Annotated in this window: 6 protein-coding genes and 3 pseudogenes; 3 read left to right on the top strand and 6 right to left on the bottom strand. The window is 64.5% G+C overall.

The features are described 5' to 3' along the window. Window positions 1-71 precede the first annotated feature (71 nt). The 4 genes and pseudogenes from MMSP_RS11470 to MMSP_RS11455 form a co-directional block, all read right to left on the bottom strand. Window positions 72-1,468, bottom strand: a pseudogene (locus tag MMSP_RS11470) (mechanosensitive ion channel domain-containing protein). Further along, the gene (locus MMSP_RS11465; protein WP_012395364.1) at window positions 1,465-3,657 is read right to left on the bottom strand and encodes an adenylate/guanylate cyclase domain-containing protein; all 2,193 of its coding nucleotides are present in this window, start codon (window positions 3,655-3,657) and stop codon (window positions 1,465-1,467) included. Before MMSP_RS11465 ends, MMSP_RS11470 begins: the two are co-directional and overlap by 4 nt. A gap of 165 nt (window positions 3,658-3,822) precedes the next feature. Further along, window positions 3,823-5,223: a mechanosensitive ion channel domain-containing protein gene (locus MMSP_RS11460; RefSeq protein ID WP_020786737.1), complete on the bottom strand. Its 1,401-nt coding sequence runs from the start codon at window positions 5,221-5,223 to the stop codon at window positions 3,823-3,825. Continuing rightward, window positions 5,220-7,414 (bottom strand): annotated as a pseudogene (locus MMSP_RS11455) (adenylate/guanylate cyclase domain-containing protein). Before MMSP_RS11455 ends, MMSP_RS11460 begins: the two are co-directional and overlap by 4 nt. A gap of 747 nt (window positions 7,415-8,161) precedes the next feature. On the opposite strand from MMSP_RS11455, the pseudogene MMSP_RS29805 reads away from it, so the two are divergent. Next, window positions 8,162-8,883, top strand: a pseudogene (locus tag MMSP_RS29805) (PE family protein); the annotation flags it as partial. 115 nt (window positions 8,884-8,998) lie between these two features. On the opposite strand, the gene MMSP_RS11435 reads toward MMSP_RS29805, so the two are convergent. Beyond that, the gene (locus MMSP_RS11435; protein ID WP_020786732.1) at window positions 8,999-11,041 is read right to left on the bottom strand and encodes an NAD(+) synthase; all 2,043 of its coding nucleotides are present in this window, start codon (window positions 11,039-11,041) and stop codon (window positions 8,999-9,001) included. Window positions 11,042-11,332: 291 nt separating this feature from the next. On the opposite strand from MMSP_RS11435, the gene MMSP_RS11430 reads away from it, so the two are divergent. After that, complete coding sequence (locus MMSP_RS11430) at window positions 11,333-12,202, top strand: NAD-dependent protein deacetylase (RefSeq protein ID WP_015356534.1); 870 nt, start codon at window positions 11,333-11,335, stop codon at window positions 12,200-12,202. 86 nt (window positions 12,203-12,288) lie between these two features. Here the strand turns inward: MMSP_RS11430 and MMSP_RS11425 are convergent, their stop codons facing one another. Beyond that, window positions 12,289-13,548, bottom strand: coding sequence for a cytochrome P450 (locus MMSP_RS11425; RefSeq protein WP_020786730.1), 1,260 nt, complete (start codon window positions 13,546-13,548; stop codon window positions 12,289-12,291). Window positions 13,549-13,676: 128 nt separating this feature from the next. Between MMSP_RS11425 and MMSP_RS11420 the strand changes: the two genes are divergently transcribed. Then, window positions 13,677-14,315, top strand: coding sequence for a TetR/AcrR family transcriptional regulator (locus tag MMSP_RS11420; protein ID WP_020786729.1), 639 nt, complete (start codon window positions 13,677-13,679; stop codon window positions 14,313-14,315). The last annotated feature ends 23 nt before the right edge of the window (window positions 14,316-14,338 follow it).

Here is a 14,338-nt window from a genome sequence, read left to right as displayed (position 1 = left end):
AGCCGGACGAGTAAGACGGCCCGTTCGGGTGGCCGCCCGGCCGCGCGGGGCCGGCCGGGCGGCTCGGGGGGCTAATTGAGGCCGCCCACCCGTCGCACCTTGCTTTGCCGCTCCTCGAGGATGTGACCAAAATCCTGCAGCAGCAGTGGTTTCACGCATCACCAGATGTTCGAGGTGCTCGCGGTCGACCTCGAGCGCGGTGACCTCGTCGAGCGCATGTGCGCCGGCCAGGTTGGGTTGGCGGGTCAACGCCGTGAGCCCCAGGAATCCGCCTTCATGCAACGTGGTGACCGGCACGACCGACCCGTCTTCGGCCGTCGCGGTCAGCCGCACGCGTCCGGTGATCAAGAACGTCATCCCAGCCGGCACCTGTCCGGCGTACTCCATGGTGTCGCCGGCCGCGAACCGAATGATCCTGGCGCTGGACAACAACGCCTGCTGGTCGGTATCGCTGAGCCTCATCACCGGTGCCACCACCGTCTTGAGCGCGGGCTGGACGCGTTCGGTGGTCGAGAAATCGTCATCGGCCTCGTTGAGGTGCAGCCCCTCCCGCCGCGCGGCGTACCAAATCCAGCGCAGAAATGTTGCGCGCGCGGCACTCTCCTCGGCCGGCGACCGCAGCCCGATGGTGGTGCAGTATTCGGTGCCGCCGACCGGCTCGGTGGTAACTAGGAACCCGCCGTCGAGCTGCGGCAGCGCGGCGGCAACCCGGGACAGCAGCGCGCACACCCGATCCGGGGGCGTCCGCGTCGGAAAACTTGGTCGGTATCGCCAACTGGTAGGCGCCGGCCGGGCGGCTCAGGTTGGTGAACGGTGTGCTGGCCAGTACCGAGTTCGGGGTGATTCGCAGTCCGCTGCCGGTCTCGATGTGCACTGCACGCCAGTTCACCTCGACGATTCGTCCCCGCGTGGTGGTCGTATCGAGCCAGGCGTCGATCTGGAACGGTTGCTCGAACAGCATGAACAGGCCGGAGACAATCTGGCTGACGGAGTTCTGCAACATCAGACCGATGACGACCGATGTCACCCCCAGCGCGGTGAACAGGCCGCCGATTCGAACGCCCCAGACGAACGAGAGGATCACCGCCAGTCCGGCGCCGATCAGTACGAACCGTGCGACGTCGACGAAGATGACCGGTAGCCGTCGGCGCCACGAACCCTGCGGGGCCCCGGAGAAGACCGCGGCATTGAGCCCGGACAACAGCAGGACCAAGACCAGGAAGCCGAATACGGTGGCCAGCAGCCGCACCGCGGTGTCGTGGGCCGGCACTCCCGTCGCATTGACCAGCAGCAGCAACAGCGCGCCCAGCGGCAGCACATAGTTGCGCAGCAGGCCGACTTGGCGGGCCAGCGCGCTTTGCCTGCGGCGCAACAGCCGCTGGACTTCGGTGAGAATCACGACCAGCACGGGCAGAGCCGCCGCGATTCCGACGGCCCAGTAGAACCAAGCCGAGCCGAACACGCTCATCGCCGCTCCGACACTTGCCAGATCTGCTGCTGTGATCCCCGGACCGAGATGGCGCCGGCCGGTGTGAACGTCCATATTTCGCGCATCGCGTCGTGCACCCGGGCGCTGACGTAGATGCCCGGATCCGACAGGTGGCCGAGCATTCGGTAGGCCATCTGCACCGCGCCGCCCCACATGTCGTAGGCCAGGTTCGATCGGCCCACCAGACCACTGACGACTCTGCCGGTGGTGACCCCGACCCGCACTCGCAGCGGATGCTGTGACTGGTTGGCGAACCTGTTCACGATGAGCTCGATCTCGAGGGCAAACTCGATGCCCCGGTGCACGTTGTCCAGTCGCGGCGTGGTGGCGCCGCAGGCGGCGAGGTAGCCATTGTGAAATGTGCGAATCGGTTCCACGCCCAGGGATTGGGCCGCCGAATCGAACTGTCGGAACAGCTCGTCGACGATACCGACCAATTCGTCACCAGAGAGCCCGTCGGAGATCTCTTCGAGCCCGATGAGCTCGGCGAAGATGACCGTGACATCCTGATGCTCTTCGGCGATGACCTCGCCGCCCGCTCGGTAGCGCTGCACCACCGGTTCTGGCATCAGTGCGAGCAGCAGCTGCTCGTTTTGGCTGCGCTGCTCGGTGAGCAGCTGATCCTTGACTTTCAAATTGCTGCTCATCTCGTTGAAAGCCGCAGTGAGATCACCAAGTTCGTCGCGCGACTTGACCGGCACGGTGACCTCGTAGTCGCCGGAGCGGATCTTCTCGGTGCCCGCCTCCAGCCGACGGATCGGGCGCACCAGCAGCTTGGCCAGCACCATGGACACCACGCAGATGAATAGGGTGATGCCCGCGACCGCCAACACCACCGTCCGGCCGAACGACGACAATCGCTCGTAGGCATCCCAGTCGTCTCGAGTCGCCAGAATCGCCCACCGCAGATCGGAATTGGGCACGTCCAGTGGGGCGTAGGCCTCCAACTCTCGATTGCCCAGATAGTCGGTGTCCTTGGTGATGCCGGACTGTCCACGCAGGGCAGCGCGCAAGCCCGCGCTGGGCACCGGTTGGACCAGCACCGTGGTCCCCAACCGGATCGCCTTGTTCACGACGTCTTCTCGGGTACCGCCGGCCAGCGCCTCGCGGCGGTATTCGTCCGGGCTTTCCAGGAAAAGCCGTGAGTCCGAACGCATCAGGTTGTCCGAGCCCGCCAGATACGTTTCGGTCGATCGACCCATGCCAACGGCTTCCCACTTCTCGTTGGCGTTCATGATCTGGTTCAAGTTGGTGGGCGGCAACGCCAGGGCCATCACTCCCTGCAGCTTGCCGTCCACCCCGACCGGCGACACCAGCCACGCGGTGGGGGCGTCAACTTCGGGCTGATAGCGCTGGAAGTCTGTGATCCACACGAAGTCGATCTCATTGGACGCCAGCGCCTTTTGATACGCGGTACGCAGGTTGGTCTCGCGATACGGGCCGGTAAAGAGGTTGGTCCCCAGATCGGGTCCCTTGTTGACCGAGTAGACGACGTTGCCTTGCAGGTCGAGCAGCAACGCGTCGCGGTACTGGAATCGGGTGACGATGCCGCGGAAAAAGTCGTTGAAACGGGCGTTGGCCGCCGACCATGCGCTGCCATCACCGGCGTTGTTGAAGCGCATCGACTCACTCGACGAACTGAACGGTGCGGTGTAGTACGCCTGCAGGTACGTCTGCGCGGGCGATGCCGGCAGCACCGCCTCGAGATCGAGTTCGTGTCCGGTCGCCTGGTCGATCGGCTTGATCAGCTCGTTGACGTAGTAGTCGACGATCGCCTGCTGCTGGACCGGGTCGACGGTCGCGTTGGCCAATTGCGCGAAGCCGTCGGTGAACGCCGCGGTGGCTTCGTTGGCGCTCATCCCGTTGCTGTACACCATCACCGACTTGGTCAACTCGGAGAAGAGTGCCTCGACCTGCCGCTTCTGGGCCTCCCGCAGCTGGAGTAGTCGCTCAACGGCAACGCGCTGCAACGCGTTGCGGCCGCTGACGTAGCCGATGACCCCGACCACCGCGACCGAAAGGATGCTGCAGACCAGCAGCGTCACCAACAACTTGGCCTGAATGCCGACCCGGAGAAATCGCAGCAACCGACGACCTCGACTGTCGGTTCTGCCGGTCTGACCGGACGCGGCTGCTGTGACGGGTTCCGTTGGCTGCCCCGATGTCACCCGGCTTCCTTTCGCCTATGGCCGCGGGACCGGCAGATCCCGCAGCAGACTAACGCGGAAACGCAGACAAAACGGCGTTTGCGCGAAACACGCGATCGCGCATGAGCCAGCAGTTGATCTCAAGTCTCGCCGGCCGATGGGCCCACGTCGCGACCGCGGCTGCTGTCAAGCGACCCGTTCGCGCTGGGTTACTTGCCGCACCTTCATCTGCCGCTCGTCGATCAGTCGCCCCAGCTCCTGCAACAGCGCCGGCTTGCTCATCACGATGCGCTCGAGATACTCGCGATCGATGTCGAGCACGGTCACCTCTTCCAGCGCCACCGCACCGCCCGGGTTGGGTTGCCGAGTCAACGCGGTCACCCCCAGGAAGGCGCCCTTACCGAGGGTGCCGACCGCGACGGCGGGACCGTCCGCCGGCGTCACCATCAGACGGACGCTGCCGGCGATGATGAAGGACATGCCTTTGGGCACAACGCCGGCTTGCTGGACGGTTTCATCGGTGCCGTAGCGCACCACCTTGGCGTATGGGGCCAGCGACTGCTGATCGAGCAGACTGAGCTTGAGTTCCGGGCTCACCGCGCGCAACGCGTCCTGGACTCGTTGGGGGGTCGAGTAGCTGTCACCGGCCCCGTCCAGCGCAAGCCCCTCGCGACGGGCGGCGTACCAGACCCACCGCAAAAACGTATCTTGGGCAGCACCGTCTTCGGCGGGAGACTTGATCCGGACGGTGGTGCGGTACTCGGCGCCGCCCAGGGCAACCGTGGCCGGCATCACCCCGCTCTTGAGATTGGGCAATGCGCTGGCGACCCTGGTCAGCATCGCGCATACCTTGTCCGGCGCATCGTCCGCCGCGAATTTGGTTGTGATGCTGCACTTGTGCGAACCACCCGGGCGACTGAGGTTGGTGAAAGCCGTCGTCGCCAGCACCGAGTTTGGGGTGATTCGCAGCCCGGTTCCGGTTTCGATGTGTACGGCACGCCAGTTGACCTCCACCACTCGCCCTCGCGCAGTGGGCGTGTCCAACCAGTCGTCGATCCGGAATGGCTGCTCGAACAGCATGAACAAGCCCGACACGATCTGGCCGACGGAGTTCTGCAGCATCAGGCCGATCACGACCGACGTCACGCCCAAGGCGGTGAAGATGCCTCCGACCCGAACCCCCCAGACGTAGGACAGGATCATCGCCAGCCCGATACCGATCAGCGCGAACCGGGCCACATCGAGAAAGATGGTGGGCAACCGCTTGCGCCAACTGTCCTGCGGCGCGCTGGCAAATACCGTCGCGTTGAGCGCAGAGAGCAGCAACACCAGCACCAGGAAGCCGAACACCGTGGTCAGGATTCGTACCGTGCCTTCTCCTGCCGGCACTTGTGAGGCTTTGACCAGGAACAGCAGCAACGCACCGAGCGGGAGCAGGAAGTTGCGTAGCAGGGTGACCTGACGGGCCACGTGGCTGTTCCTGCGGGCCAGCGAATTGTGCAGCTCGGTGAGCAGGATCAGGCCAACCGGCACTCCGATCGCGATGCCGATGGCCCAGTGGAACCACGAGGCGCCCAGGACGTTCATGACTGCTCCGACATCCGGTAGATCTGCTCTTGCACACCGCCGACCGAGATGGTCCCTGCCGGTGCGAACTGCCGCTCGTCTCGCATCGCCTCATACACCTGCGAGGTGACGTAGATACCGGGTTGCGTTGACCCACTATGCATTTGGTAAGCGGTGCTTACCGCCGCACCCCACATGTCGTAGACAACGCTGGTTCGACCGACCAGCCCGCTGATGACGTTGCCGGTGTTGATTCCGGCCCGCAGCCGTAGTTGGTGGCCGCTTTGGTGGTTGAACCGCTCGATGATGCGCTGCATCTCCAGCGCGAATGCGACCGTGCGGGCGACGTTGTCCAAACGTGGCGTGGTGACCCCGCAGCTGGCCAGATAGCCGTTATGTAGCGTGCGGATCCGTTCCACCCCAAGGGATTCAGCCGCCGAGTCGAACTGGCGGAACAGGTCATCGACGATGGCGACCAACTCGTTGCCCGACAGCGATCGGGAGACCTCGTCCAAGCCCAGGATGTCAGCGAAGATCACGGTGACGTCCTGGTGTTCCTGGGCAATGGTCTGCTCGCCCTCGCGATACCGCTGCACCACCGGCTCGGGCATCATCGACAGCAGCAGCCGATCGTTTTCCCGGCGCTGCTCGTTGAGCAGATCCTCCTTGATATTCAGGCTTCGGCTCATCTCATTGAAAGCGGCGGTCAGATCGCCGATCTCGTCACGCGACTTCACCGGAATCGCGGCGTCGTAGTCACCGCCGCTGATCTTCTCGGTGCCCGCCTCCAGGCGTCTGATCGGCCGCACCATCAGTTGGGCGATCAACATCGAGAAGACACAGATGATCACGATCATCGCCACGGTCACCAATACCAGCGCCTTGCTGAATGCGGCCGCGGCGGCGAATGCCGCAGAATCGTCGTTGGTCGCCAGGATCGACCAATGCAGATCCGAGTTGGGAATATTCAGCGGCGCAAAGGCTTCCAGCTCGCGGTTACCCGTATAGTCGACCGCGCTGACCGTTCCGGTCTGGCCCCGCTGCGCCTCACGCAGACCCGCGGTCGCCACCGGATGCAGCAACACCGTGCTCCCGAGTTGGATCGCCCGGTTCACCACCTCCGGTGAGGTCCCGGCCGCCACCGCCTGGCGGCGATATTCTTCGGGATCCTGCAGGAACAACCTCGAATCCGATCGCATGAGGTTGTCCGGCCCGGCAAGATAGGTCTCGGTCCCGGTACCCATCCCGGCCGCTTGCCAGTTCTTGTCGGCGGTCATCATCTTGTTGATCTTGGCGATGGGCAGCGGTAGCGCCAGCACACACCTTCGGTTCTGCCGCCCTGCAGCACCGGGGACACCAGCCAGGCCGTCGGCGCGTCCAGCTGTGGTTGATACGGCTCGAAATCGGTGATCCAGGTGAAGTCGACGGCGTTGGCGCCCAGCGCCCTGAGATAAGCATCACGCAGGTTGGATTCGCGATACGGCCCGGTCAGTATGTTGGTGCCGAGATCGGGGTCCTTGCTCAAGCTGTAGACGATGTTGCCACGGGTATCAAGCAGAACCGCATCGTCGTAATCGAATCGGGTGACGATCTCGCGAAAGTAGCCGTTGAATTCCGCGTTGGCGGCCGACCACGCGCTGCCATCGCCGGCGTCGTCCAGCCGCATCGAATCCTGATCGGACGTGAACGGCGCGGTGTAGTACGCCTGCAGGTATTTCTGCGCCGGCGATGTCGGCAGCAGCGCTTCGAGGTCGAGTTTGGTTCCAGTCAGGTGTTCGACCGGTTTGATGAGCTGGTCGTTGTAGTAGTTGACGAGCGACTCTTGCTGCGCCGGGCTTATCGTCGCGTCCGCCAGTTGGTCGAATCCGGCGGTGAACTGCGCGACCGCGTCTATCACGGTCAGCCCGCGGGCGTAGATGACCAGCGAATTGGTCAGGTCGGAGAACAGCGTCTCCACCGCACGCAGCTGCGATTCGCGTAGCTGGGTCAGACGTCCGTACGCGGCAGCGCTGAGCGAACTACGGCCGGCGTGAAAACCGACCGCCACGATCGCGGCCACCGAAACGATGCTCGACAGCAGCAACAGCACCATGAGCTTGGACTGGATGCTCACCCGGAAGCGCGGCCGGCGGCGGCGCTTGCCCTTCGCACCATCGTGAGCCGGGGCACCCTCCACCACCGGCTCCGGATCTTTCGCCTCGGCCGCCGTCAAAAGACTTCCTTTCTGTAATTTGCCGCCCAACCGCTCTACGATGCACCGATTGCGCGCCAGACGAGCGCCGACACGCAGCGCGGGCCCGGTTTGCCGTGTTTGTTGTGCGAGCGCCTGGTGACAACCGCGTCACCTTCGCCGTCGTTGCCGCGGCCGCTACCCGCCTGCCGGGCAGGGAACGCCGGAGCCCTGGCCTGCCGGGGTGCACCAATTCACCGACGAGACAATTATGGGCGGAACGAAAATTCGTTCAATACTGAATTATCAATTCGCTCGATAATGAATTAATAGAATGTTTAAAGGGCCTCAATTAGACCGGCCATTAACGTAACGTGTCTTCCGCCCGGACCAATTCCCCACGGCACCTAAGGCGGATAGCAAGCGATGGCCGACTCCTGTGGTTCCAACGATCAAGGTCGCGATGTCGCCAAGCCGGGACACCGGTTGACCAGTGCGCCGCCAGTCACCGCACGACGTTGCCGAAATCTTCATCCAGGTAACCCTTTTGACCGGAAGCCTGCCCTGGGATCGCGAGCCGTCGAACAACGCCGACGGGGCCGTGATCACGGTTGCCCGCCATCGGCCCATCCCGCCTCAATTGCTTGGCCCGCTGGGGCTGGCGCGAAAGGCCCGACAGTCGATCCAGCCCTTACCGCACACGCAATAGCCGGCGGCGCTGCCCGAATCGGTTGACCTCGGCGCGAAACCCCTCCGTCATTGTCCGAGGCTAGCTAAAGGAGCAATTTGATGTCGTACGTTTTGGTTACGCCCGAGATGGTAGCCACTGCGGCCGCGGATGCGGCTGCGATCGGCTCGACGGTCAGCGCGGCCAATGCCGCCGCGGCGATCCCGACCACCGCGATAGCCACTGCCGCCGCCGATGACGTGTCTGCGGCCATCGCGGCGCTGTTCAACGCCCACGCCGAGCAGTACCAGGCCCTCAGTGTTCGCGTGGCCGAATTTCATGAGTCCTTCACCCGCGCCCTGACCGCCGGCAGCACCGCCTACGCCACAGCCGAAGCCGCCAACGCCGGGCCCCTGCAGCCGCTGCTCGACCTGATCAATGCGCCGACCCAGGCACTGCTGGCACGCCCGCTGATCGGCGACGGTACCAACGGGGCACCGGGCACCGGGCAAGCCGGCGGCAACGGCGGCCTGCTTGTCGGCAACGGCGGCGCCGGCAGGTCCGGAGCGTCCGGTCAACGCGGCGGGGCCGGCGGGGCCGGGGCGGCCACGGCACCGACGGCTCCGCCGGTGTGGCCGGTCATGGCGGTGGTGCCGGTGGCGCCGGCGGTGACGGCGGCAACAGCGGTGACGGCGGTGACGGCGGTGACGGCGGTGACGGCGGTGACGGCGGTGACGGCGGTGACGGCGGTACGGGCGGTATCGGCACCGCTGGTGGTGCGGGGGGCGGAGGCGGCGCGGTGTCCGGCCGCCCCGGCCAGAACGGCAGCGAGGGCCAGCCTGGGTGAACCCCGCACGTCGAGGCGGCCGTTCTTCCGGTCGCGGAAACCCTTAGGGGCCCAACGGTGTTCGCGGATTGATGGAACTAGCAGACGTGGCCGCTACGGCCGGTCTGTCTGGCTAGTCGCGCGGCACGGTGGTTTCGATCTCGTCGAGCCAGACTCGCGCCGACATGTCCGAGGGAGCCCGCCAATCGCCGCGCGGAGACAGCGCACCTCCGTGGGACACCTTGGGACCATTGGGCAGTGCCGACCGCTTGAACTGGCTGAACGAATAGAAGCGCTGGGCGAAGACCATCAGCCAGTGCCGGATCTCGGATAGTGAGTACGACGGCCTCTTGTCGTCGGGGAAACCGGGTGGCCAGTTGCCACGTTGCGAGTCGCTCCACGCGCGCCAGGCCAGAAAGGCAATCTTCGAGGGGCGAAATCCGTACCGCAGCACATGAAACAGCGAGAAGTCCTGCAACGCGAAGGGGCCCATCTTGGACTCGCTGCTCTGCAATTCTTCTTCCTCGCCGGTGGGCACCAGTTCGGGAGTGATCTCGGTGTCCAGCACCGACTGCAATACCTCGTCCACATGCTCGTCGAACTGACCCGATGAGATGACCCAGCGCATCAGGTGCTGAATCAATGTCTTGGGGACGCCGGCGGTGACGTTGTAGTGCGACATCTGGTCGCCGACACCATATGTCGACCACCCCAGCCCGAGTTCGGACAGGTCGCCGGTGCCGAGCACGATTCCGCCGCGATGGTTTGCGATGCGGAATAGATAGTCGGTGCGCAGCCCGGCCTGAACGTTCTCGAAAGTGACGTCGTAGACCTTCTCCCCGCTGGAGAACGGGTGCCCGATGGTGTCGAGCATCAACCGGGCCGTCTCGGTGATGTCGATTTCCTCGAAGCTGACCCCCAGCGCCTTGGCCAGCTTGATCGCGTTGTTCTTGGTGCGATCACCGGTGGCGAATCCGGGCAGGGTGAACGCCAGAATGTCGCTGCGCGGGCGGCCTTCGCGGTCCATGGCGCGAGCGGCGACGATCAGCGCGTGGGTGGAGTCGAGCCCGCCGGAGACCCCGATGACCACCTTCGGATAGTTGAGCGCCCGCAGCCGCTGTTCGAGGCCGGACACCTGGATGTTGTAGGCCTCGTAGCAATCCTGTTGCAGCCGTTGCGGATCAGCTGGGACGAAGGGGAAGCGTTCGAGCTCGCGCCGCAACCCGATGTCTCCGGCCGGTGGATCCAGCCGGAACACGACGGGCCGAAATGAGTCCGCCAATGACCGGTGATGGCGGCGGTTGTCGTCAAAGGTGCCCATCCGCAGCCGCTCCGATCGGAGCAACTCGGTGTCCACGTCGGCCACGCAGCGGCGTTCTCCGCGGGGAAACCGCTCGGATTCGGCCAGTAGCACCCCGTTTTCCCAAATCATGGTCTGGCCGTCCCAGGCCAGGTCCGTCGTCGACTCGCCCTCCCCCGCCGCGGCATAGACATAGGCGGCCAGACACCGTGCCGACGCCGAGCGGGCCAGCAGCGCACGGTCCTCGGCGCGCCCGATGGTGATCGGGCTCCCGGACAGGTTGGCAAGTATCGTCGCGCCCGCCAACGCTGCCTCAGCACTGGGCGGTATGGGGACGAACATGTCCTCACAGATCTCGACGTGCAGCACGAAGCCGGGCAGGTCGGAGGCGGCGAAGAGTAAGTCGGGGCCGAACGGCACGTCCGCGCCGCAGACCCGAATGGTGCCCCGCTCGTCGTCTCCGGCCGCGACCTGACGGCGTTCGTAGAACTCGCGATAGGTGGGCAGATAGGACTTCGGCACCACCCCCAGCACGGCTCCGCGATGAATGACGACGGCGGTGTTGTAGATGCGATGCTGATACCGCAGTGGCGCGCCGATCACCAAAACGGGCAACAGATTGGCCGACGCCGTCACCACATCGAGCAGCGCGTCCTGCACGGCGTCGAGAAGAGCGTCCTGCAACAGGATGTCCTCGATCGAGTAGCCCGACAGCGTCAGCTCAGGAAACACCGCCAGCGCGACACCGTCGTCGTGGCACTGGCGGGCCAACCCCAGTACCGACGCGGCATTGGCCGCCGGGTCACCAAGCGTGGTGTGGTGGGTGCACGCGGCAACGCGCACAAAGCCCTGGCCGTATGCGTTGTAGAAGTCCATCGTCGTTCCATTATCGGCTTCCCACCGCCGAAGACCGAAACGACGGGCGGAAACCGATCAACGAGCCTTGTCTAGGGGTCCGGGTGGGCGCCTAGATCGCAGGCAAGATGTCCCGCTCGGTGCGTTGTCGCGGCGCCCATGCCCCACCCGCCCCTGGGCCTGAACGGCTTCGGTCTGCTCACCGAGTTCGGCGACACTGCCGCCCATCGCGTCGGCGCCGCTACCGGGTCGGATACCCGCCTCACGAAACCGCTCGATTGTCCGACGGCCGATTGGCAGGCAAGCTGATTCGTGCCTACTCTCGAGGCTGTGGAATCCCCGGAACTCGTCGCGGCGCTGACCGGTCACCGGATAGCCGTGCTCACCGGCGCCGGGATTTCCACCGATTCCAGCATACCGGACTATCGCGGACCCGATTCGCCGCCGAGCAATCCAATGACAATCCGCCAGTTCACGTCGGACCCGGTTTTCCGGCAGCGGTACTGGGCGCGCAATCATGTTGGCTGGCGGCACATGGATGACACCGCACCCAATGCCGGCCATCGCGCGCTGGCCGCGCTCGAACGTGCCGGCGTGGTGACCGGAGTGATCACCCAGAACGTCGATCTGCTGCACACCAAGGCGGGCAGCAAGAATGTGGTCAACCTGCACGGCACCTATGCGCAGGTGACGTGCCTGGGCTGTGGTCACACGATCAGCCGCTCGACGCTGGCCGCCGAACTCGAGTCGCTCAACCCGGGATTCATCGAGCGCGCCGAAGCCGTCGGCGGCCTGGCCGTGGCTCCCGACGCGGACGCTGTTATCGCCGATACCGAATCGTTTCGCTACATCGACTGCCGCTGCTGCGGTGGGATGCTCAAGCCCGATATCGTCTACTTCGGCGAAAGTGTCCCCAAAGAACGTGTGGATCAAGCATTTTCACTGGTCGATCAGTCCGACGCGCTGCTCGTGGCCGGTTCGTCACTGACCGTGTTCTCGGGCTACCGGTTTCTACGTCACGCCGCGGCACGGGGCATTCCGGTCGCGATCATCAACCGGGGCCACACCCGCGGAGACGATCTGGCCGACGTCAAAGTCGACGGCGGTTGTTCTGAACTGCTGGTCTTGCTGGCTTCCGAACTAGCCGCAGCGGTTTACGTGGAACCGATAACCGTTTGCTAGCAGTGTCTTTGATCGCCAGCTTGACCAGCGGATGCCCCTGCGCAAAGGCCGATGATCCGCTTGGACCGATGCCATGTCCCGCACCGTCAGAAGGTGCAGGGCATGCTGCGGATGGCGTGTACGAAGTTGCTGGGCACGTAGACCGGATCACCGGCTTGGATATCGGGAAGTTGCACAAGTAGCTCGCCGAAGATGGCACGCAGTTGCGCGCGGGCCAGATGCGCGCCGAGACAAAAGTGCACTCCACCGCCACCGAAGCCCACGTGGGGATTTGGACTGCGGCTCAGATCGAGGCGTTCGGGATGACAGAACGCATCCTCGTCCCAGTTTCCGGAGGCATAGAACATCACCACCTTCTCCCCCGCACGAATCAGTTGTCCGCCCAGCTCGAAATCCGCTGCCGCAGTAAGGCGAAATGTCATCACCGGCGTAGCCCACCGAACGAGTTCCTCGACCGCTGTACCAATGCGAGTGTCGAAATCGACTAGCAGCCAAGCCTTCTCGCCGGGAAAGTCGGTAAGCGCCTTCAGGCCATGACTGATGGTCTGGCGGGTGGTGTCATTACCGGCCACCGCAAGCAGCACAAAAAACGCCGCCACATCCGCATCGGTGAGCCTATCGCCGTCCACCTCGGCGTTGACCAGAGCGCTGAACAGGTCATCGCCGGGCCGGTCCCGCCGCTCGGCGGCCAAAGAGGCGGCGACCTGATGCAGATACATCTGATTTTCGAAGAGCACGGCCAGCGGTTCTCGACCATTCAGGTAGCGGGGGTCCGCCCAGGAGACCAGCGCATCGGCGGCATGTGCCACCCGCTCACGGTCGGCTTCGGGAATTCCCACCATGTCCGACAGGGTGCGGATGGGCAGTTCCTTGGCGCAGTGCTCGACGAAATCGACACCGCCGCCGGCCATCCGGAGCTCTTCGACAATGCCCTTGGCGTTGATCTTGATCGAGTCCTCGATGCGACGGACTTGCCTGGGCGTGAATGCCGCGCTGACCAACTTGCGCAGCTTGGTGTGTCGCGGTGGGTCCATCGCCAGAAATGACTGTGACGCTTCCAGCAGTTCGGCGGGGACATTCTCGAACAGCACGCCATTGCCGGACAAGAACACCTCGTTGGTGCGGCTGACCGCAACGATGTCAGCGCGCCGGGTGACCGCCCAGAACCCCGGGTCGCTGGGATCCTGGATGAGCGCGTCTTCGACCGGAGGGTGCCAGCTCACCGGGCGTTCGGCCCGCAACACCGAAAATGAGCTCTCCCGCTGCGCCGCACTCGATGCCCAGAACGCACGCGATGACAGATCGATCGTGTCGTAGGGCCGCACGCTCGCCGAAATTGCCGTCATCGCCGCTCTCCTTCATCAACTATGACCCCGGTCACAGACCGACGATGCTATGTCTAGACACTATGTCTAGTCAATATGTCGAGCGGTTGGCTATGCTCGTCCGAAGACCAGGAGGTGCCCGGGCAAACATGGCGTCCATCACCCGAAATGCGCAGGCCAACCGCCGGCAGCGGCGCGAGCAGATGGAATGCCGCCTGCTAGAGGCCACCGAGCGACTGATGAACAATGGCGCCAGCTTCACCGAGCTCAGCGTCGATCGGTTGGCGACCGAGGCTGGCATTTCGCGCGCCAGCTTCTACATCTACTTCGATGACAAGGGCCACCTGCTGCGCCATCTGGCCGGTCAGGTGTTCGACGACCTGGCCACCGGCGCGCAGCATTGGTGGGACGTGGCCTGGCGCCACGATCCGGACGACGTCAGAGCCGCGATGTGCGCCATCATCGCCCGCTATCGCCGTCATCAACCGATCCTCATCGCCCTCAACGAGATGGCCGGCTATGACCCCCAGACAGCACAAACATATCGGGACATCCTGACCGCCATCTCCGCGCGATTGGCCCGGATCATCGAGGACGGCCAGGCCGATAGCTCAATCCGCCCCGAACTATCCGCGACCACCACGGCCAACGCGCTCACATGGATGGTCGAGCGAACCTGTCATCAGAACCTACCGAGCAGACCGCCCGAATTCGACGCCGAACTGGCCGATACGCTCTCTGAAATCGTATGGGGTGCCCTGTATCTCACGTCAACGTCGCTGCGATGACGCACCGGGATTGGCCTACCACG

Source organism: Mycobacterium sp. 012931, assembly GCF_000419295.1.
GTDB classification, from domain to species: domain Bacteria; phylum Actinomycetota; class Actinomycetes; order Mycobacteriales; family Mycobacteriaceae; genus Mycobacterium; species Mycobacterium marinum.
The sequence above is the reverse complement of the archived record's forward strand: the minus strand, read 5'-3'. Positions and strand labels throughout refer to the sequence as shown.